Consider the following 23,489-nt stretch of genomic DNA (forward strand, 5'->3'; position numbering starts at 1 on the left):
TTTCAGGCATGACAGGTGGTTACCGGCTTTAACCCGGTATCAAAGCGGGAAAGCATCAAGGGCTGAAGTATCGCATTCCGATCCGTGTCAATAGGCATGGTTCTGTCGGTGCGGCATGCTTTTGAAGCGGTAGTGGGACTTATGATCTACATTTTGGCAACGTTTGCAGATTGAAAAAAGTCGAAATATCTTTGCTGGACAATGATCTTACTGATAGCATTGAAGTGATTTCTCAAGACAAGCTCGATTTTTGCCACGTCAAATAGGAGACCATATTGCTTTCTTTGGGCTCGTTATTCAGTCGTCAACCTGCAACCATGCTGGGTCTGGATGTCAGTTCGTCAAGCGTCAAGCTGGTTGAGCTGGGTCAGGATCGGGCGGGAAAGCTGATTTTGGAGAACTGCGCGATCATTCCGCTGGAGCGGGGTTGGATCACGGATGGCAACATCGAAAAATTCGATGAAGTGGCTGATGCGGTGCGTCGACTGGTCAAAAAGAGTGGCACCAAAACCAGAAATGTGGCCATGGCGCTGCCCCCTTCAGCGGTGATCACCAAGAAAATCGTCTTACCGGGTGGTTTGTCTGACCAAGAGCTGGAGTTGCAGGTTGAGACCGAGGCCAACCAGTACATCCCGTTTCCCTTGGATGAGGTCAGCCTCGACTTTTGTATTGTGGGGCCGAGTGCCAATTCCTCGGGGGATGTCGAGGTGCTGATTGCCGCTTCCCGGCGCGAAAAAGTGCAAGATATTCAAGGCTTGGCAGAAGCGGCAGGCTTGAAGCCCGTGATTGTGGATGTGGAATCCTATGCCTCCAGGCTGGCAGCTAGCCGGCTGATCGCCAACATGCCCAACCAGGGCGTTGGTAGCCTCGTGGCCTTGTTTGAGGTGGGTGCCATGACCACCAGTATGCAGGTCATTCGCAATGATGAAGTGTTATATGACCGGGATCAGGCTTTTGGTGGTGCGCAGCTCACCCAGATGATCATTCGGCAGTACGGTTTTTCACTGGAAGAAGCAGAGAGTAAAAAACGCACCGGTGAGTTGCCCGACGATTACAAGGCTTTGGTGTTGCAGCCGTTTCTCGAAAGTTTGGTGCAGGAAGTCAGTCGTGCGCTGCAGTTTTTTTTCACCAGCAGCCCGCATAACAAGGTGGACAGGGTGATGCTTGCTGGCGGGTCGGCGTCTCTGCCTGGATTGACGGCTGCTGTCACCCAACAAACCGGGTTTGCCTGCAATGTTGTGAATCCGTTTGAAGGTATGGAGATGTCGCCTTCGATTCGGCTCAACAAAATGGAGCGCGAGGCACCTTCTTACCTCACCTCTTGCGGCTTGGCTTTGCGGAGATTTTTGCAGTGATACTGATCAATCTACTTCCCCACCGGGAAGCTGCTCGCAAGCGCCGCAAGGACATGTTCAATGTCGGGTTGATGATGTCCGTCTTGACGGGGGGATTGCTTGCGGGATGTATCTTCCTGTGGTTTCATGCGCAGATCTCTGATCAGCAGGACAAGAACCAGATACTGAGTTCTGAAATTGCCCAGTTTGACCGCCAGATCAAAGACATCGCGGGTTTGGAGGCGGAGATTGCCGCTTTGCGTGCCCGCCAGCAGGCTGTAGAGGATCTGCAGGCGGATCGCAATATACCGGTCCATCTGCTCACTGAACTGGTCGGGCAGCTGCCTGAAGGTGTGTACATCACCAGCATGCGGCAGGAGGGACAGACTGTGGCTTTGCAGGGTGTTTCGCAGTCCAACGAACGTGTGTCCGAGTTGTTGCGCAACCTGGGTACCAAGTCTACCTGGTTGAGCCGCCCTGAACTGATCGAGATTGTGGCTGGGTCTGTCAGCTTGTCACCACGCGACCAGCGTCGGGTCGCAAATTTCAAAATCAATGTGAAGCTGGTGCGGGCTGGCGAAGCTGGTAGTGTCGTGCAGCCTGTCGCTGCAGCTTCTTCTCCTTTGGCAAAGTAATGGCTTGAACTATGGCAAAGTCTCTTAACTTTTCTGTCGACTTCAAGCCTTGGCTGGATGCTGCTACTGGGCAGTTTCGCAACCTGGACAGCAAAGACCCATCCAGCTGGCCCAAATTGCCTCGCCAAACCCTGTTTGCAGTGCTTGCGCTGGTTGTGGTTGTTTTTTTATGGTTTTTTTGGTTGACCGATTCGAAGGATGAGCTGATCGTCGCGCAGGAGCAGGAGGTCAAGCTGCGCGATGAGTACCAGGCCAAGCTGGCCAAGGCCGTGAACCTTGAAGCCCTCAAAAAGCAGCGCGAGCAGGTTCAGCAGTATGTGACGCAGCTGGAGAAACAACTGCCCAGCAAGGCAGAGATGGATGCCCTGTTATCGGACATCAACCAAGCGGGTATTGGTCGAAGCTTGCAGTTTGACTTGTTCCGGCCGGGTCAGGTGCTGGTGCGCGAATACTACGCAGAGCTGCCCATTTCCGTGAGAGTGACGGGGCGCTACCATGATATTGGGTCATTTGCCGCCGATATTTCCAACCTGTCGCGCATTGTGACGCTCAACAACATATCGATTGTGCCCGCCAAGGACAACGCGTTGGCGATGGAGGCTGTTGCCAAGACCTTTCGCTACCTGGATGCACAAGAGGTCAGTGCCCAGCGTAAAGCCACGGCAGGAGCCAAGAAATGAGTACCTGCCGTTGGATCTTGCCGCTGTTGTTGCCTCTGACTGTGCTGAGTGCGTGTACCGGTGCGTCTGAGGACGAGTTGCGTGAGTGGATGGCACAGCAAAAAAGTCAGACTTTCCCCAAAGTGGCGCCCTTGTCCGAGCCTAAGCAGTTCAAGCCTGAAAATTACACCGAGGTAACCGAGTTTGACCCCTTCAGCGTCAAGAAGCTTACCTTGGCGCTGAAGAAAGATTCAGCGCAAGCCTCTTCCAACGCTGCGTTGCTTGAGCCTGAGTTGATGCGTCGTAAAGAGCCACTCGAGGAGTTTCCTCTGGATACGATCGCCTTGGTGGGCAGCATGGTTCGCGACGGGAAACCCGTTGCGTTGGTGACCGTGGGCAAATTGTTGTACCAGGTCCGTGTGGGGGAACATTTGGGACAGAACTATGGCCGCATAACAAAAATCGTTGAGACAGAAGTCACTCTGCGTGAAATTGTTCAGGACGCAGCAGGTGAGTGGATTGAACGCACTGCGTCATTGCAGCTGCAAGAGAGGTCTAAATGAAAACCCAACACCATTATCTATTTGGCCGGTTCGGCAGTCGGGTTTGGCTTGTCGCCAGCTTGTGGTTGGCTGCAACAACGGCGCAGGCCCAGATCGCTATTGAGGCGGTGACGGGCTCTTTGCAAGGCGGCTCAGAAGTTGTCAAGATTGATTTGAGTGAATCCCTGCCCGCCGTGCCGACCGGGTTCTCTATTCAGTCTCCCGCCAGAATAGCGCTTGATTTCCCGGGTGTGGTTAGTGCCATGGGGCGTTCTTCCTTAGACATCAATCAGGGCAATCTCAAGTCCGTCAGCGTGGTTCAGGCGGGTGATCGCACGCGTGTGGTGTTGAATCTCAAACAATACACGGCCTACAAGACCCAGATTCAAGGCAAGTCCTTGTATGTGTTGCTTGATGCTGTCGCTGATGTGGCCTCGGTCGAAGCGCCCAAGGTGTTTGCACAAACTGTGGTTCGTGATGCTTTGCCGCTGCGTGACCTGGATTTTCGTCGTGGTGCCGATGCATCTGGACGGATCATTGTCTCCTTGCCCAGTGATCAAGTGGGCGTCGACATCCGTCAACAGGGCCAGACGCTGGTGGTGGAGTTCATGAAGACCTCCTTGCCGGAGGGCCTGCGTCGGCGCTTGGATGTGACCGATTTTGGTACACCGGTCAAAACCATCACCACCAGCCAAAGTGGTGACCGCGTGCGCATGGTGATTGAGCCACAAGGCGACTGGGTGCACAGTGCCTACCAGAGCAATTCGGAGTTTGTGGTTGAAGTTAAACCGGTCAAGGTGGATACCTCCAAGTTAACTCAAGGCCCGGGCTACAGTGGGCAAAAACTCTCGCTCAACTTCCAGAACATTGAAGTTCGCTCCTTGTTGCAGGTGATTGCAGATTTCACAAACTTCAACGTGATTACCTCTGATTCAGTCAATGGGGCAGTGACGCTGCGTTTGCAGGACGTGCCCTGGGATCAGGCGCTGGACATCATCCTTCAGGCTAAAGGCCTGGGCATGCGCAAGACGGGTAACGTGTTGTGGATTGCACCCAAGGACGAAATCAATGCCAAGGAAAAGCTGGACATGGAGTCCGCAGCGGCCTTGCAGAGCCTGGAGCCATTGCGTACGCAGTCGTACCAGCTTAATTACACCAAGTCTGAGGAGGTGGCCAAGGGGTTGAACGGTCAATCGCAGGGTGGCGGGAGCGCGCAAGCCTCGCGTATTTTGTCGACACGTGGCAGCGTGATCTTCGAGACCCGAACCAATCAGTTGTTCGTGACGGATATACCGAGCAAACTCGAGGAGATTCAGGTTCTTATTTCGAAGATCGATATCCCGGTGCGCCAGGTGATGATTGAGGCGCGGATTGTGGAGGCGTCTGATACTTTCAGCAAGTCGCTTGGGGTGCGTTTGGGCGGGGGCAGCAGCAGCACCAATGCATCGATTGGGTCAAGCTATACCAGTGGTTCTGCGGGAACTACCTCCGGTAGCTTTGTGAACTTCCCGGTGGCGGGTGGCGCAGCCGTGGCGTTTTCGATTTTTAACTCGTCTGCCACCAAATTTTTGAACCTTGAAATCTCCGCCTTGGAAGCAGATGGCAAGGGCAAGGTGATCTCCAGTCCGCGCGTCATCACTGCGGACCAGATCAAAGCATTGATTGAGCAGGGCACCGAGTTTCCCTACCAAGTGGCCTCATCCAGTGGCGCCACCTCGATTGCGTTTCGCAAGGCCAGTCTGAAGCTGGAGGTGACACCACAGATCACTCCGGAAGGTGGCATCATTCTCGCGTTGGATGTGACCAAGGACACCCGCGGTATCAGCACCGACGCCGGTTATGCGATCGATACCAAACACATCCAGACCCAGGTGCTGGTGGAAAACGGAGGGACGGTGGTGGTGGGGGGCATCTTTACCGAAGACACCTCGAACACGATTGACAAGGTGCCTCTCCTGGGAGATTTGCCGGGGGTGGGTGTGTTGTTCAAGCGGACCGTGAACTCGACCGAAAAACGCGAGATGCTGGTCTTTATCACCCCGCGGGTGCTCAAGGACAAAGTGGCCCGTTAAGGGGTCGTTGTTGAGGACGCCCTTTTAAATTGACCATCAGTCTCATCGGCCTGCCGGGCTCGGGTAAAACCACCGTTGGCCGCTTGCTCTCACGGCGCCTCCGACTGCCGTTCCTCGACTCGGACACGGTGATTGAGCAACAATTGGGCTGTTCAATCCGTGAATTCTTCGAGCGCGAGGGTGAGGCACGGTTTCGCGACATCGAAGCCGACGTCATCGATGCGTTGACGCAAGTGCCCGAGGGGGTGTTGTCCACGGGGGGCGGTGCGGTGCTCAGAACGCAGAACCGCTCTAACCTGCATTCACGCACCAAGGTGGTCTACCTGAATTCTTCGCCAGACGACTTGTTTAGACGTTTGCGTCATGACAAGAATCGCCCGCTCCTGCAGGTGGCGGACCCGCTGGGCCGGCTGCGTGACCTCTACAGCCAGCGCCACCCTTTGTACAAGGAGACCGCTCATTTCCAGGTGGACACAGGGCGGCCCTCGGTGGCCAGTCTGGTCAACATGATCCTGATGCAACTGGAGCTCGACGGCAGCGTGGGTGCGGTCTGAAACCCTCTAAACTCTGAGGCATGACAGCTTCAGATCTTCACACCGTGGCCATTGAGCTGGCCGAGCGCAGTTACCACATTGCCATCCGTGGCTCGCTCTTTGACAACCCCCTGAGTTACGCCCAGTTGCCCAAGTCGGCGGCCGCGTTGATTGTGACCAACACCACCGTGGGGCCGCTGTATGCGCCGCAGTTGGAAAAGGCACTGGCCGCGCACTACGGCAAGGTGTTCACGGTGGTGTTGCCGGACGGTGAGGCCTTCAAGACCTGGGAGAGCCTGAACCAGATTTTTGATGCCCTGCTTAGCTACGGCTGCGACCGCAAAACCACGCTGTTTGCCTTGGGTGGTGGCGTGGTGGGGGACATGACCGGTTTTGCCGCCGCCAGCTACATGCGCGGAGTGCCATTTGTGCAGGTGCCCACCACGCTGCTGGCGCAGGTGGACTCGTCGGTGGGCGGCAAAACCGCGATCAACCACCCGCTGGGCAAGAACATGATTGGCGCGTTTTACCAGCCGCTCAAAGTGGTGTGTGATCTGGACACCCTCAAGAGCTTGCCGCAGCGTGAACTCAGCGCCGGTCTGGCCGAGGTCATCAAATACGGGCCGATTGCTGACATGGATTTCCTGGCCTGGCTGGAGGGCAACCTGGATGCGGTGCTGGCACGTGAGCCGGTGGCACTGGCGCACATCGTCAAACGCAGCTGTGAGATCAAGGCCTGGGTGGTGGGGCAGGACGAGCGCGAGTCCGGCCTGCGTGCCATCCTGAATTTTGGCCACACCTTTGGCCATGCCATCGAAGCCGGTCTGGGTTTTGGTGCCTGGTTACACGGTGAGGCGGTGGGTTGTGGCATGGTGATGGCGGCGCAGTTGTCGGCGCGACTGGGTCTGGTGGACGCGTTCTTTGTTCACCGTCTGAGCACCTTGATTGCCAAAGCCGGACTACCAGTCAGGGCGCCGCGCCTGTCGGAGACCGACAACGCCGGGCGTTATCTGGAACTGATGCGTGTGGACAAGAAGTCAGAAGCTGGCGAGATCAAGTTTGTGTTGATCGACAAACCCGGCAGCGCCTGTGTGCGTGGTGCACCGGACGCTGTGGTGCGCCAGGTGATTGATGCCTGTTGCGCGTGACAACACCTGAAACCATAGCAATGCGCCCTTTATTAGCAAGGGCTAGAGCATGATTTCTCATTCAAAAACGGCGCTGGCGAAGTACGCCTGTGATCCGGCCAAGTCACGTGGTCGGCGTTTTGCACAGCCGCCCGCGCCCACGCGCACCGAGTATCAGCGTGACCGCGACCGCATTGTGCACAGCACCGCGTTTCGGCGCCTGGTCTACAAGACCCAGGTGTTTCTGAACCACGAAGGGGATCTGTTTCGCACCCGCTTGACGCATTCGCTGGAAGTGGCGCAGCTCGGGCGCTCGGTGGCGCGCACGCTGGGCCTCAACGAGGACCTGGTGGAAACCATTGCGCTGGTGCATGACGTCGGACACACCCCGTTTGGCCACGCGGGGCAGGACGCGCTCAACGCCTGCATGGCCGAGTTTGGTGGTTTCGAGCACAACTTACAAAGCCTGCGCATTGTGGACCAGCTCGAAGAGCGCTACCCCGAGTTTGACGGGCTGAACCTCACGTTCGAGACCCGCGAAGGCATTCTCAAACACTGCTCACGCCGGGATGCCGAAGCCCTGGAGCGCGCCGAGCCTGGCGGAGTGGGCCACCGTTTTCTGGTGCACCAGCAGCCCAGCCTGGAAGCCCAGTTGTGCAACCTGGCCGACGAGATTGCCTACAACGCCCATGACATCGACGATGGTGTGCGCTCCGGCCTGATCACGCTTGAGCAGTTGCAGGCGCTGACGCTGTTTGAGCAGTTCCGGCTGCAGGCGCTCAAAGAGCATCCCCAGCTGGGTCAGCGGCACCAGGGACGGCGCCTGTTGTACGAGTCGATCCGGCGCATGCTCAGCAGCCAGATTTATGACGTGATTGCTGCGACGCAGGCTGCATTGGATGCAGCTCAACCCGCCAATGTGCAGGCCGTGCGCACCTTGCCACCGCTGGTGCAATTTGGCCCGGAGATGCGCGCTCAGTCCAAAGCCCTCAAGGCCTTTTTGTTGGAACAGCTGTACCGGCATCCGCAGGTGGCCCACACCACCGGCCAGGCGCGGGTGGTGGTGACCGAGCTGTTTGCTGCCTACGCCCGTTCGCCCGACGAACTGCCCGAGTCGTACCAGCACCACATCCAACAAGCCCATCAGGCGGCGCCCGATTTGTCGGCAGATGGCCCGCGCCTGACCGCGCGGGTGGTGGCCGACTACATTGCCGGCATGACCGACCGTTTTGCCCTACGTGAGCATGAGCGCCTGACCGGAAAGCGGCTGCTGTCATGATGCCTGCCACTGCAAAAACAGCGCTGCCGCGCGGCAGGTCGCAGCTTCATGTGCACCAGTTCGCAGCCCGCCCAAGCCATCAGGAGAACACACATGTTGGATGACCAAACCGTGGTGGCCGATACCGTGGCCTGGCTGGAGCGCGCGGTGATTGGCCTGAACCTGTGCCCGTTTGCCAAAAGTGTGCATGTCAAGCGCCAGGTTCACTACACCGTCAGCCACGCCACCACACCCGAGGCGTTGCTGGAAGATTTGATCCATGAGCTCAAACAACTTCAAGCCTTGGATGCCAAAGAGCGGGATACTACGTTGTTGATAGCGCCGGGGTGTTTGCACGGCTTTCTGGACTACAACGATTTCCTCGACCTGGCTGACCAGGCGCTGGTCGATCTGGATCTGGACGGGGTGTTGCAGATTGCCTCCCTGCACCCGCAGTACCAGTTTGCCGGCACCAAGCTGGACGACATCACCAACTTCACCAACCGATCACCTTACCCCAGCCTGCATTTGCTGCGCGAGGAAAGCATCGACCGCGCGGTGGCGGCTTTTCCCGATCCGCAGACGATTTTTGAGACCAATATGCAGACCATGGAAAACCTCGGTCTGGCAGGCTGGCAAGCCTTGCAGGTGGACGCCAGCCTGGCCTCAGTCACCGCGCCGGACGTGGCATCATCCCCGCATGACTTCAAAACACCCTGACACCCGCCGCCCAAAGCAGGGCGAGCGCCCTTCTGCCCGTTCTGGCGCGACGGCGCCCAGTCCCCATCCCTTGGCCGATGAACTGCGTCCGGGTCAGTCGATCGAGTTGCTCAAGGAGTTACACATCCTGACGCGCGAGGGCAAACTCAACCAGGACTCGCGGCGCAAGCTCAAACAGGTCTACCACCTCTACCAGTTCATTGAAAAGCTGTTGCTGGAGCTGGCGCAGCAGGTGAGGGTGCCCAGCCCAACCGGAGACACAAGCGCTGACACCAGTCCCGCCGGGCTCACCCTGGCTGACCACGGCGCGGGCAAGTCCTACCTGGGCTTTATCCTGTACGACCTGTTTTTCAGGCAGCAAGCTCAGGGCCACATCTACGGCATCGAGACACGCGCCGAGCTGGTGGAGAAGTCCCAGGCGCTGGCCAACCGCCTGGGTTTTGAGCGCATGTCCTTTTTGAACCTGACGGTGGCCGAGTCGACCGAGTCAAGCCGTTTGCCCGAGCGCATCGACATGGTGACCGCTTTGCACGCCTGCGACAGCGCCACCGACGATGCGATTGCTTTTGGTCTGCAAAAACGGGCGCGGGTGATGGTGTTGGTGCCCTGCTGTCAGGCCGAGGTGGCGCGGGTGCTGAGCCAGCACAAGGCGCTGTCCCTGTCACGCACACCGCTGGCCGAGTTGTGGCGGCATCCCTTGCACACGCGCGAGATGGGCAGCCAGATCACCAATGTGCTGCGTTGCTTGTACCTGGAGGCCTGTGGTTACCAGGTCACTGTGACCGAGCTGGTCGGCTGGGAACACAGCATGAAAAACGAGCTGATCATTGCCCGTTATACCGGCGCTAGAAAACGCGCCAGTGCCGAACGACTGCGCAGCCTGCTGACCGAGTTTGGCCTGCTGTCCCTGCTTCATACACGCTTTACATCCTTGCCGGACAATGCCGTGCAGCCTTTGTTGGGCGAAGTGGTTTGAATTGGTCAGCGTTTTTTTGGAGAGAAGCATGAAAGCAATCATGAAAATGGGTTTGTCCACCGCCTTGGTGCTGGCCCTGGGCGCCTGCTCCACCAGCAGCCCGGACGTGATCCAGCGCGGTGATGCCCAGCGCATGTCGCAAGTGCAAGACGGTGTGCTGTTGTCGATTCGCACTGTCACCGTGGATGGCAGCCAGAGTGGTATTGGTGCGGCTGTGGGTGGCGTGACTGGCGCTGTGGCGGGCGCCAGCCGGGGTGCCGGTGGCGGTGAGAGCCAGGTGATCGGCCTGCTGGTGGGCGTGGCCGGTGCCGTGGCCGGTAACACCATCGAACGCATGGCCACGCGTGAAGAAGCCAATGAACTGCTGATCCAGCTCAAAGGGGGTGAGCGCCGCGCCATTGTGCAGGCCAAGGGCAGTGAAACCCTGGTGCCGGGTGACTCGGTGATCATTGTCACCACCGGCGGCAAGGTGCGTGTGACCAAGGCCCCCAAGTAAACGCGGGTCGGTTTTTGCCTGAGCCATGGCACGCCTGCCGCGCCTGACCCTGCCGGGCTGGCCACACCACATCATCCAGCGCGGCAACAATCGCCAGGCCATTTTTGCCAGCGCGGCGGATTACCGTTTCTGGCTGGACCTGCTGGCGCAGCAGGCACCCCGTTATGAGGTGTTGATCCACGCCTATGTGCTGATGGACAACCACTTCCATCTGCTGGCCACCCCCAAGACCGCTGACGGTCTGCCCAAACTGATGCAGGCTGTGGGGCGCAGTTATGTGCGGTACTTCAACCAAAACCAGCAACGCACCGGTACCTTGTGGGAAGGGCGTTACCGCTCAACCGTGATCCAGCCGGAGCGTTATCTGTTGGCCTGTATGGTCTACATGGACCTGAACCCGGTGCGCGCCGGTCTGGTGGCGCAGGCCCAGGACTACCCCTGGTCCAGCCATGGGCATTGCTTGGGGCAGCGGGTGGATCGGCTGATCACTCCCCACGCCTTGTTCTGGCATCTGGGCAACACCCCTTTTGCCCGTGAATCCGCTTACGCCGAGTTGGTGCGCTCAGGCATCAACTCGGTGCAACAGGCGGCGCTGACCGAGTCCACCCTGGCCGGTTGGGCCCTGGGGGAGCCAGATTTTGTGGCTAATTTACAAAAACACACTGAGCGTCGTGTGGTCAAAAGAGCCGCCGGGCGACCCGTTTCCGCCCCCAAAATAATCATCAAATAGGGCTTTGGCCCTTAAATTTAAAGGGATTATTGCTATGTTTGCTAATATGTCCCTAATTTAATTTTCTGAAAATTAGATAATTTGTAATTGGTATCTGACCCCTATTAATTGCTTTGGCATCCTTGTTGCAATGCGGTACAGTCAAGCCCTTTTCGATACTTTTAGGAGCGCGCCCCATGACGACGGCAGCCGAGATCCAGCATCTCCAGGACCATGGTTTGTATTCTTCCGCCCAGGAGCACGACGCCTGCGGTGTGGGTTTTGTGGCCCATATCAAAGGTGTCAAGTCACATGACATCGTCAAGAACGCGCTCAAGATCCTCGAAAACCTCGACCACCGGGGTGCGGTTGGTGCCGACAAACTCATGGGTGACGGTGCCGGTATCCTGATCCAGTTGCCCGATGCCCTGTACCGCGAAGAAATGGCCGCCCAAGGGGTGACCCTGCCGCCACCTGGTGAATACGGTGTGGGTATGGTGTTTTTGCCCAAGGAACATGCATCGCGTCTGGCCTGTGAGCAGGAGCTGGAACGTGCGGTCAAGGCCGAAGGTCAGGTCTTGCTCGGCTGGCGCGATGTGCCGGTCAATCGCGACATGCCAATGTCGCCCAATGTGCGCAAAAAAGAACCCATCCTGCGCCAGATATTCATTGGCCGTGGCACCGATGTTATCGTGCAGGACGCGCTCGAGCGCAAGCTGTATGTGATCCGCAAGACCGCCAGCGCCCACATCCAGGCGCTCAAGCTCAAACACAGCAAAGAGTATTACGTGCCCAGCATGTCCAGCCGCACGGTCATCTATAAAGGTTTGCTGCTGGCCGATCAGGTCGGCACCTATTACCTGGACCTGCAAGACCCGCGTTGTGTCTCGGCCCTGGGCTTGGTGCACCAACGCTTCTCCACCAACACCTTCCCCGAGTGGCCGCTGGCCCACCCGTACCGCTATGTGGCGCACAACGGTGAAATCAACACCGTCAAGGGCAACTACAACTGGATGAAAGCCCGCGAAGGTGTGATGAGCTCTCCGGTGCTGGGCGACGACCTGAAAAAGCTCTACCCGATCAGTTTTGCGAGTCAGAGTGATACCGCCACCTTTGACAACTGCCTGGAATTGCTGACCATGGCCGGTTACCCGATCAGCCAGGCGGTGATGATGATGATTCCCGAACCGTGGGAACAAAACACCGGCATGGACGAGCGCCGCCGTGCCTTTTACGAGTACCACGCCGCCATGTTGGAGCCCTGGGATGGCCCGGCCAGCATCGTGTTCACCGATGGCCGCCAGATCGGCGCCACGCTGGACCGCAATGGCCTGCGCCCCTCGCGTTATTGCATCACCGACGACGACCTGGTGGTGATGGCCTCCGAGTCGGGTGTGTTGCCCTTCCCTGAGAACAAGATCGTGCGCAAATGGCGCCTGCAGCCGGGCAAGATGTTCATGATCGACCTGGAGCAGGGGCGCATGGTCGAGGACGAGGAACTCAAGTCCAGCCTGGCCAACAGCAAGCCCTACAAACAGTGGATCCAGAACCTGCGCATCCGCCTGGGGGATGTGCCCGGTGGCAGCGAGCCTGCCAGCGCCTACGAGTCCGGCAGCACCTTGCTGGACCGCCAGCAAGCGTTTGGCTTCACCCAGGAAGACATCAAGTTCCTGATCGCCCCGATGGCCGCCAACGGCGAAGAGGCCATTGGTTCCATGGGCAACGACAGCCCGCTGGCCGTGCTGAGTGACAAGAACAAACCGCTCTACAACTACTTCAAACAGTTGTTTGCCCAGGTGACCAACCCGCCGATCGACCCGATCCGCGAAGCGATTGTGATGAGCCTGGTGTCCTTCATTGGCCCCAAGCCCAATCTGCTCGACATCAATCAGGTCAACCCGCCGCTGCGTCTGGAAGTCAGCCAGCCGGTGCTGGACTTTGCCGACATGGCCAAGCTGCGCGACATCGCTACCCACACCCAGGGCAAGTTCCGCAGTTACACGCTGGACATCACCTACCCGCTGGCCTGGGGCCGTGAAGGGGTCGAGGCCAAACTCGCCTCCTTGTGCGCTGAAGCGGTGGACGCCATCCAGGGCGGCCACAACATCCTGATCATCAGCGACCGCGCCATGAACGCCACCCAGGTGGCGATTCCGGCGGTGCTGGCGCTCTCCGCGATCCACCAGCATCTGGTGCGTGAAGGGCTGCGTACCACCGCCGGTCTGGTGGTGGAAACCGGCTCGGCGCGTGAGGTCCACCACTTTGGTGTGCTGGCCGGTTACGGTGCCGAAGCGGTTCACCCCTACTTGGCCATGGAAACGCTGGCCAGCATCTGCAAAGACCTGCCGGGTGACCTGAGTGCGGACAAAGCCATTTACAACTACGTCAAGGCAGTGGGCAAGGGCCTGTCCAAGATCATGTCCAAGATGGGTGTCTCCACCTACATGAGCTACTGCGGCGCGCAGCTGTTTGAGGCCATCGGCTTGTCAACCGCCACGGTCGAGAAATACTTCACCGGCACGCCGAGCCGGGTTGAGGGTATTGGTGTGTTCGAGATTGCCGAAGAAGCCATCCGCCGCCACAAGGACGCTTTTGGCGCTGACCCGGTGCTGGCCAACCGCCTGGATGCCGGAGGTGAATACGCTTGGCGTACTCGTGGTGAAGAACACATGTGGACGCCCGATGCGATTGCCAAGCTGCAACACAGCACCCGCGCCAACAACTGGAACACCTACAAGGAATACGCCCAACTCATCAACGACCAGAGCAAGCGCCACATGACACTGCGTGGCCTGTTCGAGTTCAAGATTGATCCGGCCAAGGCGATTCCCGTTGATGAGGTTGAGCCCGCTGCCGAGATCGTCAAACGCTTTGCCACCGGCGCCATGTCGCTCGGCTCGATCTCCACCGAGGCCCATGCCACGCTGGCCGTCGCCATGAACCGCATCGGTGGCAAGAGCAACACCGGCGAGGGGGGCGAAGACCCCGCGCGTTACCGCAACGAACTCAAAGGCATCCCGATCAAACAGGGTGACAGCCTGAAGAGTGTGATTGGTGCTGATGTGGTCGAAGTCGACATGCCTTTGCAAGACGGCGACTCGTTGCGTTCACGCATTAAGCAGGTGGCATCTGGCCGTTTTGGGGTCACCGCCGAATACCTCAGCAGTGCCGACCAGATCCAGATCAAGATGGCGCAAGGTGCCAAGCCGGGTGAAGGTGGGCAGCTGCCGGGTGGCAAGGTGTCCGAATACATCGGCAAGCTGCGTTATTCAGTGCCCGGTGTCGGCCTGATTTCGCCACCGCCGCACCACGATATCTACTCGATCGAAGACTTGGCGCAACTGATCCACGACCTGAAAAACGTGGCGCCGCACAGCTCCATCAGTGTCAAGCTGGTGTCCGAGATTGGTGTGGGCACCATCGCCGCCGGGGTGGCCAAGTGCAAGGCCGACCATGTGGTGATTGCGGGCCATGACGGTGGTACCGGTGCCTCGCCCTGGTCGTCCATCAAACACTGCGGCAGCCCCTGGGAAATCGGCCTGGCTGAAACCCAGCAGATCTTGGTGCTCAACCGCCTGCGCAGTCGCATCCGGGTGCAGACCGACGGTCAGATGAAAACCGGTCGTGACGTCGTCATCGGCGCCTTGCTGGGTGCCGACGAGTTCGGTTTTGCCACCGCGCCGCTGGTGGTGGAAGGCTGCATCATGATGCGCAAGTGCCACCTCAACACCTGCCCGGTCGGTGTGGCGACGCAAGACCCCGAGCTGCGCAAGAAGTTCTCGGGCAAGCCCGAGCATGTGGTCAACTATTTCTTCTTCATCGCCGAAGAAGTGCGCCAGATCATGGCCCAGCTGGGTATCCGCAAGTTTGACGACATGATTGGCCGTGCCGACCTGCTCGACACACGTTCCGGTATCGAGCACTGGAAGGCCAGCGGCCTGGATTTCAGCCGCCTGTTTGCAATGCCCAACGTTGCGGCCGATGTGCCCAAGTTCCACATCGAAAACCAGGAACACGGTCTGGAGAAGGCGCTCGACAACGTGTTGATCGCCAAATCCCGCCCGGCCATCGACAAGGGCGAGCGCGTTCAGTTCATCGAGGTGGCGCGCAATGTGAACCGCTCGGTGGGGGCCATGCTCTCGGGCGCGGTGACCAAGGTGCACCCCGAAGGCCTGCCTGACGACACCATCCGCATCCAGTTGGAGGGCACCGGTGGTCAGTCCTTTGGTGCGTTCCTGGCCAAGGGCATCACCTTGTACCTGATTGGGGATGCCAACGATTACACCGGCAAGGGCCTCTCTGGTGGCCGTGTTGTGGTGCGTCCGAGCATCGACTTCCGAGGTGAGTCCACCAAGAACACCATCGTTGGCAACACCGTGATGTTTGGCGCCACCAGTGGTGAGGCCTTCTTCAGCGGTGTCGCTGGTGAGCGTTTTGCGGTGCGCCTCTCAGGCGCCACCGCCGTGGTGGAGGGCACGGGTGACCACGGTTGTGAATACATGACCGGCGGCACCGTGGTGGTGCTGGGCAAAACCGGGCGCAACTTTGCGGCGGGCATGAGTGGTGGCATTGCCTACATTTATGACGAAGACGGCCAGTTCGCCAAACGTTGCAACACCGCGATGGTGTCGCTTGAGAAGGTGCTCAGTGTGGACGAGCAAAAGCTCAACATCAATGAAAAGCACTGGCACCGTGGTTTGGCCGATGAAACCCAGCTCAAGAAGCTGCTAGAAGAACACAACCGCTGGACCGGCAGCAAGCGCGCGCGCGAGCTGCTCGACAACTGGGACGTCAGTCGCCAGAAGTTCGTCAAGGTGTTCCCGCTCGAATACAAACGCGCCCTGGGTGAAATTCATGCAAGAAAATCGGCTCTAGCCCTTTCAGAACTTGCGCATACAGCTACTAAAAAAGAAGTATCCAAAGTCTGAAGCAGACCAACGTATCAGGAACACATCATGGGAAAAGTCACTGGTTTCATGGAATACGAGCGCATCGAAGAGGGCTACAAGCCGGTACCCGAGCGTTTGAAGAACTACAAAGAGTTTGTGATTGGTCTGGACGACACCCAGGCCAAAACCCAGGCCGCCCGTTGTATGGACTGCGGCACGCCGTTCTGCAACAACGGCTGCCCGGTCAACAACATCATCCCGGACTTCAACGATCTGGTGTACCAAGCCGACTGGCAAACTGCCATTGACGTGTTGCACAGCACCAACAACTTCCCCGAGTTCACCGGGCGCATCTGCCCGGCACCGTGTGAAGCGGCCTGTGTGCTCAATGTCAATGACGACGCCGTGGGCATCAAATCCATCGAACACGCGATCATCGACCGTGCCTGGGCTGAGGGTTGGGTCAAACCACAACCTGCCAAACACAAAACCGGCAAAAAAATCGCGGTGGTGGGCTCCGGTCCGGCTGGCATGGCGGCGGCGCAGCAGCTCGCACGCGTGGGCCACGATGTGACCCTGTTCGAGAAGAACGACCGTGTGGGTGGTCTGCTGCGTTACGGCATTCCTGACTTCAAGATGGAGAAGTCACACATTGACCGCCGGGTCGAGCAACTCAAGGCTGAAGGTGTGACGATCCGCACTGGTGTGCTGGTGGGCGCACTGCCCAAGGGCAGCAAGGTCACCAACTGGGCCAAGGAAACCGTTTCATCCGCGCAGCTGCAGGCCGAATTTGATGCGGTGCTGCTGTCCGGTGGTTCGGAGCAGTCGCGTGATTTGCCAGTGCCTGGGCGTGATCTCGACGGGGTCCACTTTGCGATGGAGTTCCTGCCGCAGCAAAACAAGGTCAACGCCGGCGACAAGTTAAAAAACCAGTTACGCGCCGACGGCAAACATGTGATCGTGATTGGTGGCGGTGACACCGGCTCGGACTGTGTGGGCACCAGCAACCGCCATGGCGCGGCCAGTGTCACCCAGTTTGAGGTGATGCCACAACCGCCAGCACAAGAAAACCGCCCGATGACTTGGCCTTACTGGCCGATGAAGCTGCGCACCAGTTCCAGCCACGACGAGGGGTGTACCCGCGAGTTCGCCATCTCCACCAAGGAGTTCATCGGTGAAAAGGGCAAACTCACTGGCCTGAAGACGGTTCACATCGAACTCAAAGACGGCAAGATGGTCGAAATTCCCGGCACCGAGAAGACCTACCAAGCCGATCTGGTGCTGCTGGCCATGGGTTTTGTCAACCCGGTTGCCACCGTGCTGGATGCCTTTGGCATCGAGAAGGATGCCCGTGGCAACGCCAAGGCGAGCACCGATTTTGTCGGCGGTTACGCCACCAATGTGCCCAAGGTGTTTGCCGCTGGCGACGTGCGCCGGGGGCAGAGCCTGGTGGTGTGGGCCATCCGCGAAGGCCGCCAGGCAGCCCGCGCCATCGACGAGTTTCTGATGGGCTTCAGCGACCTGCCACGTTGAGTGGCGGACCGCGACCGGGTGTGGCCAGGCGGCCCCAGGGGCTTTCCTTTATGATCAAGGGTTCGGGTTTACCCCGACCCCAAGACCCATGACCGCCACTTCTTCACATTCACTGGTAGAAATACGTCACCTGAGCTTCGGCTACGGTGAGCGTTTGATCCTGGACGACATTTCGCTGGACATCCCGCGTGGCAAGGTCACGGCCCTGATGGGCGCCTCGGGCGGTGGCAAAACCACCATCCTGCGCCTGATTGGTGGCCAGATCCGTGCGCAACAAGGCCAGGCCCTGTTTGACGGGCAGGATGTCACCCACATGACCCAGCCTGAGTTGTACACGGCGCGCCGGCGCATGGGCATGTTGTTCCAATTTGGCGCGCTGTTTGCCGACCTCAGTGTGTTTGAAAACGTGGCCTTCCCGCTGCGTGAACACACCGATCTGTCGGATGCCCTGATCCGAGACATCGTGTTGATGAAACTCAATGCTGTGGGACTGCGTGGCGCACGCGACCTGATGCCCAGCGATCTGTCGGGTGGTATGGCGCGGCGGGTGGCGATGGCGCGCGCCGTTGCGCTTGACCCGGAACTGGTGATGTACGACGAACCCTTTGCCGGCTTGGATCCGATCTCGCTGGGCACAGCGGCCACACTGATTCGGGAGCTCAACGACGCCATGGGCCTGACCAGCATTTTTGTCTCACACGATCTGGAGCAGACCTTTGCGATTGCTGACCAGGTGATCATTTTGGCCAATGGCAAAATCGCCACCCAGGGTACCCCCGATGAGGTGCGCCACAGCAGCGATCCGCTGGTGCATCAATATGTCCATGCGCTGCCTGAAGGGCCGGTGCATTTCCATTACCCGGGGCCCAGTGTGAAGCAGGATTTTGGTGGCGAGGTGCAGGCATGAGTTGGTACCAGCCCAAAGACATTGGTTTTGCTGTGCGCAGGCATCTGGACGCCATGGGTTATGCGGCGCGTCTGTTTGGCCGGCTGCTGGCAACGGTGGGTTATGCCTTCAAACGCAATGTGCTGGTGCGTGACCAGATCCATTTTCTGGGCAACTACTCTTTGCCCATCATCACGGTGGCCGGGCTGTTTGTCGGATTTGTGTTCGGGCTGCAGGGTTATTACGTTTTGAAACGTTATGGTTCCGCCGAGTCGTTAGGCTTGATGGTGACCCTGAGCCTGTTGCGTGAACTCGGGCCGGTGGTGTCCGCCCTGCTGTTTGCCGGGCGTGCCGGTACCTCGCTGACGGCGGAGATTGGTCTGATGAAAGCCGGTGAGCAGATCAGTGTGATGGAAATGATGGCGGTCGACCCGATCGAGCGGGTGCTGGCGCCGCGTTTCTGGGCCGGTGTGATCACCATGCCACTGCTGGCCGCGATGTTCAGCGCCACCGGTGTCATTGGCGGCTGGGTGGTCGGGGTGTTGATGATCGGGGTGGATGGTGGCGCCTTCTGGAGCCAGATCCAGGGTGGGGTCGATGTGTTCCAGGACCTTGGCAACGGCGTCATCAAGAGTATTGTGTTTGGGGTAGCGGTGACCTTTATTGCGCTGCTGCAGGGCTACAACGCGCAGGCTACGCCCGAAGGTGTGGCCAAGGCCACCACCCGCACGGTGGTGATGGCGTCGCTGACGGTACTGGGCCTGGACTTCATCCTGACCGCGATGATGTTCTCGGTATGACAAGTGCACAACAGGTGTCGGGGCTGCAGCACGATCGCAGCACGCGACTCCGGGTGTTAACCAATAAGAAAGAAGAGGTTTGAATGCAACGTTCAAAGAATGATGTCTGGGTGGGGATGTTTGTGCTGCTGGGTGCGGTCGCAATTTTGTTTCTGGCACTGCAGTCGGCCAATTTGCTGAGCCTCAATTTCCAGAAGACTTACATGGTGACCGCCAAGTTCGACAACATTGGTGGCCTCAAACCGAAGGCAGCGGTCAAAAGTGCGGGTGTAGTGGTGGGTCGGGTGGAAGACATCGCGTTTGACGACAAGTCGTTCCAAGCCCGTGTCACCCTGGCACTGGAAGACCGCTATGTGTTTCCCAAGGACAGTTCGCTCAAGATCCTGACCAGTGGCCTGCTGGGTGACCAGTATCTTGGCATCGAAGCGGGTGCAGATGATAAAAATTTGGCAAAAGGGGATGTCATCTCCAGCACCCAATCGGCCGTGGTGCTGGAGAATCTGATCAGCCAGTTTCTGTATAGCAAAGCAGCAGAACCTACGGCGCCTGAAGCCAGCAAATAGTTGAAGGGACAGTTCCAAGCATGAATTCAAAAAAAATCACTCAGGGAACCCAGAGTTTCACTACCCGCTTGATGCTGGTAGTGGCGGCGTTGTTGCTCAGCGCCTGCGCCACCGGCCCCAATGCCAACCCGCGCGACCCGATGGAACCGTTCAACCGCGGTGTCTACGGTTTCAACGATGCGGTTGACCGCACGGTGATCAAGCCAGTGGCCACTGTTTACCGCGACGTCTTGCCATCACCCGTGCGCACCGGTGTCAGCAATTTTTTCAACAACTTGCAAGACCTGTGGTCATTTGTGAACAACACGCTGCAGCTCAAGGGTGAGGGCGCGGGCAACAGCATCGTGCGTTTTGGGGTGAACACGGTGTTTGGTCTGGGTGGCCTGATCGACATCGCCAGCGAGATGCGTATCGAGCGCCACACCGAAGACTTTGGCCAGACCCTGGGGCGCTGGGGTGTGGGTGCCGGCCCGTACATGGTCCTGCCCTTGCTTGGCCCCTCCACGGTGCGTGACACCGCCGCCTTGCCGGTGGACATGGCAGGCAATGTGGTGTCGCAGGTGGACCACGTGCCCACGCGCAATTCCGCCACGGTCCTGAATCTGGTGGACCGGCGTTCGCAGTTGCTGGATGCTTCGCAGATGCTGGATGAGGTGGCTTTGGATCCCTACAGCTTCACCCGCGATGCGTATTTGCAGCGCAGGCGCAACCAGGTGTATGACGGCAACCCGCCGGATGAAGACGCTTATGTGCCTGCCAACGATGCGCCGGTTCAGTAAATTTTGGATGGAGTCACGATGAAACGACGTTTTTTGTTGAGTAGCTTGCCTGTGATTGGCGCCACCCTTCTGGGTTGGCATGTTGGCTCGGCCTGGGCTGCTGACGAAGCCCCCGACGCGCTGATCCAGCGGCTGACCAAAGAGGCCATCGACCTGATCCAGTCAGACAAAGCGGTGCAGTCCGGCGATGTGGCGCGCATCATGCAGTTGCTGGACCAGAAGATCATGCCCAACCTGAACTTCCAGCGCATGACCGCCTCCGCCGTGGGCCCCGCCTGGCGCCAGGCCACGCCTGAGCAGCGCGCACGGTTGCAGGCCGAGTTCAAGACCTTGCTGGTGCGTACCTATTCCGGCGCCATGAGCCAGGCCAAAAACCTGACATTCAGCATCAAACCGATGCGTTATGCGCCGGACGACAAGGAAGTGATTGTGCGCACCCTGATCCATGGCCGTGGTGACCCGGTGCAACTGGACTACCGCCTGGAAAAAACCCCGGGTGAGGGCGCTGGCTGGAAGATTTTTAACCTCAACGTGCTGGGTGTCTGGCTGGTGGACACCTACCGCAGCCAGTTTTCGCAAGAGATCAATGCCAAAGGCATTGACGGCCTGATCGCCACCCTGAGTGAGCGCAACAAATCCAATGCCGCTGGCGACACCAAGGCCAGCAAGGGGTAAATGTGCTTGAGCTGCCTGCCCAACTGACCCACACCAGCGCCAGCGCCTGTCTGCGAGAGCTGGCGGCAGCTGTGCCCAATCAGCCTGCCGAGGTGGTGGTCAGTGCGACCAAGCTGGGGCGTTTTGACTCGGCGGCGCTGGCGGTACTGCTGTCCTTGCGCCGCGACGCGCTGGCACTGGGCAAAACCTTTTCGGTGACCAAGCTGCCACAGCGTTTGAGCGATCTGGCGCATTTGTATGGCATTGAGGAGCTGCTGCCCGACAGGCGGCAGACCCCCCGGTAAAATAGCGGCCCCATGTCCGCCATCTCCTTCCAGTCTGTCTCCAAAGCCTATCCTTCTCCCCGTGGTTCTCAGAGCGACACCTTTCTGGCGCTTGACCGGGTCAGTCTGGACATTGAGCCCGGCGAGTTTTTCGGCCTGCTCGGCCCCAATGGCGCGGGCAAAACCACCCTGATCACCATCCTGGCCGGTCTGGCCCGGGCCACTTCGGGGCGGGTGTCGGTGCTGGGCAGTGATGTCCAGGCCGACTACGCAGCAGCACGACGCAAGCTGGGCGTGGTGCCGCAAGAGTTGGTGTTTGACCCGTTTTTCAACGTGCGTGAGGCGCTGCGCTTCCAGTCCGGCTACTTTGGTGTCAAACGCAACGACGCCTGGATCGACGAGCTGCTGGAGAGCCTGGGCCTGACCGACAAGGCCCACGTCAACATGCGTGCGCTCTCGGGCGGCATGAAGCGCCGCGTGCTGGTGGCGCTGGCGCTGGTGCACAAACCGCCAGTGATTGTGCTGGACGAACCCACCGCCGGGGTCGACGTGGAACTGCGCCAGACCCTGTGGGCCTTTATTGCCAAACTCAACCAGCAGGGCAGCACCGTGCTGCTGACCACGCATTACCTGGAAGAGGCCGAGGCCCTGTGCGGGCGCATCGCCATGCTCAAGCAGGGGCGGGTGGTGGCGCTCGATACCACCAGTGCCTTGCTCAAGGCCGCCTCCGGCAATGTGCTGCAGTTCAAGATTGATAGCGAACTCCCCCCGTCTTTGAAGGTCGGAGCCCGTATAACGGGGCGGGTTGTGCAGTACCCCGCCACCGACGCGCTGGCGATTGAACGCTACCTGGCCGCCGCGCGTGAGGCCGGTCTGACCCTGCAGGACATCGAGATCCGCCGCGCCGACCTGGAAGACGTGTTCCTCGAAGTGATGAAACGCCACGCACCGGCCGAGTCGCCCACCGCCGAGGTGATCGCATGACCGGCTGGCAGATGCTGTTTTACAAAGAAGTCATGCGCTTCTGGCGTGTGGTCGGCCAGACCGTGGGCGGCCCGGTGCTCACCGCCATGTTGTACCTGCTGATTTTTGGCCACGCGCTCGAATCCCACGTCAAGGTTTATGGCCAGGTCAGTTACACCGCGTTCCTGGTGCCCGGTCTGGCCATGATGAGCCTGCTGCAAAACGCCTTTGCCAACAGTTCCTCCTCGCTGATCGCCAGCAAGGTCATGGGCAACCTGGTGTTTTTGTTGCTCACACCGCTGTCCTACTGGAACTGGTTTGTGGCCTACGTGGGCGCGTCCATCGTGCGTGGCCTGGTGGTGGCGCTGGGGGTGTTTGCGGTTGCGTTCTTTTTCACTGAGCTGAGTTTTGTCGCGCCGGTCTGGATCGCCGTGTTTGCGCTGATGGGAGCCACGTTGATGGGGGCTTTGGGCTTGATTGCCGGGCTGCACTCGGAGAAGTTTGAACAACTCGCAGCCTTCCAGAACTTCATCGTCATGCCCATGACCTTTTTGAGCGGGGTGTTTTACTCGATCCATTCCTTGCCACCGTTCTGGCAGAAGGTCAGCCATGTCAACCCGTTTTTCTACATGATCGACGGCTTTCGCTACGGCTTTTTTGGGGTGAGCGACGTGTCCCCCTGGCTCAGCCTGGGCGTGGTCAGTGCCACCCTGGTGGTGGTCAGCCTGACTGCGCTGTACCTGCTGCGTATCGGTTACCGTATCCGTTCCTGAGCTTCTTTAACCGCCACAGGCCGTGTGCATGCACGGCCTGGCCAACACCTCCTTCCCCATGACCGCAGACCAACTCAAAGCCCTGATTGCCGCCCACCTGCCTTGTGAGCATCTTGCGGTCGATGGCGACGGCCGCCACTGGTATGCGGTGGTGGTGTCGACCGAATTTGAAGGCAAACGTGCCATCGCCCGCCATCAGCGCGTCTACGCCACGCTGGGCGACAAGATGAAAACCGACGAGGTGCACGCCCTGTCGATCAAGGCATTCACCCCGGCCGAATGGGCCGCCCAACCCCGTTAACCC

23 protein-coding genes are annotated in these 23,489 nt (G+C 59.0%); all 23 read left to right on the top strand.

All coding sequences use genetic code 11. The features are described 5' to 3' along the window. Window positions 1-275 precede the first annotated feature (275 nt). Window positions 276-1,355: a pilus assembly protein PilM gene (locus tag KKO72_RS19495; RefSeq protein WP_214943090.1), complete on the top strand. Its 1,080-nt coding sequence runs from the start codon at window positions 276-278 to the stop codon at window positions 1,353-1,355. After that, window positions 1,352-1,969, top strand: a complete 618-nt coding sequence (locus tag KKO72_RS19500; protein WP_214943150.1) for a PilN domain-containing protein — start codon at window positions 1,352-1,354, stop codon at window positions 1,967-1,969. The genes KKO72_RS19495 and KKO72_RS19500 overlap by 4 nt, the downstream gene beginning before the upstream one ends. Before the next feature lie 11 nt (window positions 1,970-1,980). Continuing rightward, the gene (locus KKO72_RS19505; RefSeq protein ID WP_214943093.1) at window positions 1,981-2,649 is read left to right on the top strand and encodes a type 4a pilus biogenesis protein PilO; all 669 of its coding nucleotides are present in this window, start codon (window positions 1,981-1,983) and stop codon (window positions 2,647-2,649) included. Next, window positions 2,646-3,191 (top strand): pilus assembly protein PilP, encoded by a 546-nt coding sequence (locus KKO72_RS19510; protein ID WP_214943096.1) that lies wholly within the window; start codon window positions 2,646-2,648, stop codon window positions 3,189-3,191. The genes KKO72_RS19505 and KKO72_RS19510 overlap by 4 nt, the downstream gene beginning before the upstream one ends. Continuing rightward, window positions 3,188-5,242: a type IV pilus secretin PilQ gene (gene pilQ, locus KKO72_RS19515; protein ID WP_214943099.1), complete on the top strand. Its 2,055-nt coding sequence runs from the start codon at window positions 3,188-3,190 to the stop codon at window positions 5,240-5,242. The genes KKO72_RS19510 and pilQ overlap by 4 nt, the downstream gene beginning before the upstream one ends. A 29-nt stretch (window positions 5,243-5,271) precedes the next feature. Then, window positions 5,272-5,796 (top strand): shikimate kinase, encoded by a 525-nt coding sequence (locus tag KKO72_RS19520; RefSeq protein WP_214943102.1) that lies wholly within the window; start codon window positions 5,272-5,274, stop codon window positions 5,794-5,796. Between the two features lie 20 nt (window positions 5,797-5,816). Continuing rightward, window positions 5,817-6,923: a 3-dehydroquinate synthase gene (aroB, locus tag KKO72_RS19525; RefSeq protein ID WP_214943105.1), complete on the top strand. Its 1,107-nt coding sequence runs from the start codon at window positions 5,817-5,819 to the stop codon at window positions 6,921-6,923. Between the two features lie 49 nt (window positions 6,924-6,972). Continuing rightward, a complete protein-coding gene (locus KKO72_RS19530) occupies window positions 6,973-8,181 on the top strand; it encodes a deoxyguanosinetriphosphate triphosphohydrolase (protein ID WP_214943108.1) in 1,209 nt (402 codons plus the stop codon). Between the two features lie 93 nt (window positions 8,182-8,274). Then, window positions 8,275-8,880, top strand: a complete 606-nt coding sequence (locus KKO72_RS19535) for a DUF1415 domain-containing protein (protein WP_214943111.1) — start codon at window positions 8,275-8,277, stop codon at window positions 8,878-8,880. Beyond that, on the top strand, window positions 8,861-9,856 hold the full coding sequence (locus KKO72_RS19540) for an SAM-dependent methyltransferase (RefSeq protein WP_214943114.1): 996 nt from the start codon (window positions 8,861-8,863) through the stop codon (window positions 9,854-9,856). The genes KKO72_RS19535 and KKO72_RS19540 overlap by 20 nt, the downstream gene beginning before the upstream one ends. A 28-nt stretch (window positions 9,857-9,884) precedes the next feature. Further along, entirely contained in the window at window positions 9,885-10,352 is a 468-nt protein-coding gene (locus KKO72_RS19545) for a hypothetical protein (RefSeq protein ID WP_251140798.1), read from the top strand. A gap of 25 nt (window positions 10,353-10,377) precedes the next feature. Further along, on the top strand, window positions 10,378-11,082 hold the full coding sequence (locus KKO72_RS19550) for a transposase (protein WP_214943117.1): 705 nt from the start codon (window positions 10,378-10,380) through the stop codon (window positions 11,080-11,082). A 176-nt stretch (window positions 11,083-11,258) separates the two neighbouring features. Next, a complete protein-coding gene (locus KKO72_RS19555; RefSeq protein ID WP_214943120.1) occupies window positions 11,259-15,989 on the top strand; it encodes a glutamate synthase-related protein in 4,731 nt (1,576 codons plus the stop codon). A 27-nt stretch (window positions 15,990-16,016) separates the two neighbouring features. Beyond that, the gene (locus KKO72_RS19560; protein ID WP_214943123.1) at window positions 16,017-17,483 is read left to right on the top strand and encodes a glutamate synthase subunit beta; all 1,467 of its coding nucleotides are present in this window, start codon (window positions 16,017-16,019) and stop codon (window positions 17,481-17,483) included. 88 nt (window positions 17,484-17,571) lie between these two features. Then, window positions 17,572-18,390, top strand: coding sequence for an ABC transporter ATP-binding protein (locus tag KKO72_RS19565; protein ID WP_214943126.1), 819 nt, complete (start codon window positions 17,572-17,574; stop codon window positions 18,388-18,390). Continuing rightward, window positions 18,387-19,169, top strand: coding sequence for a lipid asymmetry maintenance ABC transporter permease subunit MlaE (gene mlaE / locus KKO72_RS19570; protein ID WP_214943129.1), 783 nt, complete (start codon window positions 18,387-18,389; stop codon window positions 19,167-19,169). Before KKO72_RS19565 ends, mlaE begins: the two co-directional genes overlap by 4 nt. 83 nt (window positions 19,170-19,252) lie before the next feature. Then, window positions 19,253-19,732: an outer membrane lipid asymmetry maintenance protein MlaD gene (mlaD, locus tag KKO72_RS19575; protein ID WP_214943132.1), complete on the top strand. Its 480-nt coding sequence runs from the start codon at window positions 19,253-19,255 to the stop codon at window positions 19,730-19,732. A gap of 20 nt (window positions 19,733-19,752) precedes the next feature. Next, window positions 19,753-20,511 (top strand): VacJ family lipoprotein, encoded by a 759-nt coding sequence (locus KKO72_RS19580; protein ID WP_214943135.1) that lies wholly within the window; start codon window positions 19,753-19,755, stop codon window positions 20,509-20,511. A gap of 18 nt (window positions 20,512-20,529) precedes the next feature. After that, the gene (locus KKO72_RS19585) at window positions 20,530-21,186 is read left to right on the top strand and encodes a phospholipid-binding protein MlaC (RefSeq protein WP_214943138.1); all 657 of its coding nucleotides are present in this window, start codon (window positions 20,530-20,532) and stop codon (window positions 21,184-21,186) included. 2 nt (window positions 21,187-21,188) lie between these two features. After that, window positions 21,189-21,470, top strand: a complete 282-nt coding sequence (locus tag KKO72_RS19590) for a lipid asymmetry maintenance protein MlaB (protein WP_371736915.1) — start codon at window positions 21,189-21,191, stop codon at window positions 21,468-21,470. A gap of 12 nt (window positions 21,471-21,482) precedes the next feature. Then, complete coding sequence (locus tag KKO72_RS19595) at window positions 21,483-22,433, top strand: ABC transporter ATP-binding protein (RefSeq protein ID WP_214943141.1); 951 nt, start codon at window positions 21,483-21,485, stop codon at window positions 22,431-22,433. Further along, window positions 22,430-23,185 carry an ABC transporter permease gene (locus tag KKO72_RS19600; protein ID WP_214943144.1) on the top strand — a complete coding sequence of 252 codons (756 nt, stop codon included), beginning with the start codon at window positions 22,430-22,432 and terminating at the stop codon, window positions 23,183-23,185. The genes KKO72_RS19595 and KKO72_RS19600 overlap by 4 nt, the downstream gene beginning before the upstream one ends. A gap of 58 nt (window positions 23,186-23,243) precedes the next feature. After that, entirely contained in the window at window positions 23,244-23,486 is a 243-nt protein-coding gene (locus KKO72_RS19605) for a BolA family protein (protein ID WP_214943147.1), read from the top strand. Window positions 23,487-23,489 lie beyond the last annotated feature (3 nt).

Origin of the sequence: Rhodoferax sp. U11-2br (genome assembly GCF_018619435.1) — a bacterium.
GTDB lineage: Bacteria > Pseudomonadota > Gammaproteobacteria > Burkholderiales > Burkholderiaceae_C > Rhodoferax.

Coding starts and splice junctions, on each gene's coding strand:
- KKO72_RS19505 (WP_214943093.1), top strand. CDS start 1,981: ATGGCAAAGTCTCTTAACTTTTCTGTCGACTTCAAGCCTTGGCTGGAT.
- KKO72_RS19510 (WP_214943096.1), top strand. CDS start 2,646: ATGAGTACCTGCCGTTGGATCTTGCCGCTGTTGTTGCCTCTGACTGTG.
- pilQ (WP_214943099.1), top strand. CDS start 3,188: ATGAAAACCCAACACCATTATCTATTTGGCCGGTTCGGCAGTCGGGTT.
- aroB (WP_214943105.1), top strand. CDS start 5,817: ATGACAGCTTCAGATCTTCACACCGTGGCCATTGAGCTGGCCGAGCGC.
- KKO72_RS19530 (WP_214943108.1), top strand. CDS start 6,973: ATGATTTCTCATTCAAAAACGGCGCTGGCGAAGTACGCCTGTGATCCG.
- KKO72_RS19535 (WP_214943111.1), top strand. CDS start 8,275: ATGTTGGATGACCAAACCGTGGTGGCCGATACCGTGGCCTGGCTGGAG.
- KKO72_RS19540 (WP_214943114.1), top strand. CDS start 8,861: ATGACTTCAAAACACCCTGACACCCGCCGCCCAAAGCAGGGCGAGCGC.
- KKO72_RS19545 (WP_251140798.1), top strand. CDS start 9,885: ATGAAAGCAATCATGAAAATGGGTTTGTCCACCGCCTTGGTGCTGGCC.
- KKO72_RS19550 (WP_214943117.1), top strand. CDS start 10,378: ATGGCACGCCTGCCGCGCCTGACCCTGCCGGGCTGGCCACACCACATC.
- KKO72_RS19555 (WP_214943120.1), top strand. CDS start 11,259: ATGACGACGGCAGCCGAGATCCAGCATCTCCAGGACCATGGTTTGTAT.
- KKO72_RS19560 (WP_214943123.1), top strand. CDS start 16,017: ATGGGAAAAGTCACTGGTTTCATGGAATACGAGCGCATCGAAGAGGGC.
- KKO72_RS19565 (WP_214943126.1), top strand. CDS start 17,572: ATGACCGCCACTTCTTCACATTCACTGGTAGAAATACGTCACCTGAGC.
- mlaE (WP_214943129.1), top strand. CDS start 18,387: ATGAGTTGGTACCAGCCCAAAGACATTGGTTTTGCTGTGCGCAGGCAT.
- mlaD (WP_214943132.1), top strand. CDS start 19,253: ATGCAACGTTCAAAGAATGATGTCTGGGTGGGGATGTTTGTGCTGCTG.
- KKO72_RS19580 (WP_214943135.1), top strand. CDS start 19,753: ATGAATTCAAAAAAAATCACTCAGGGAACCCAGAGTTTCACTACCCGC.
- KKO72_RS19585 (WP_214943138.1), top strand. CDS start 20,530: ATGAAACGACGTTTTTTGTTGAGTAGCTTGCCTGTGATTGGCGCCACC.
- KKO72_RS19595 (WP_214943141.1), top strand. CDS start 21,483: ATGTCCGCCATCTCCTTCCAGTCTGTCTCCAAAGCCTATCCTTCTCCC.
- KKO72_RS19600 (WP_214943144.1), top strand. CDS start 22,430: ATGACCGGCTGGCAGATGCTGTTTTACAAAGAAGTCATGCGCTTCTGG.
- KKO72_RS19605 (WP_214943147.1), top strand. CDS start 23,244: ATGACCGCAGACCAACTCAAAGCCCTGATTGCCGCCCACCTGCCTTGT.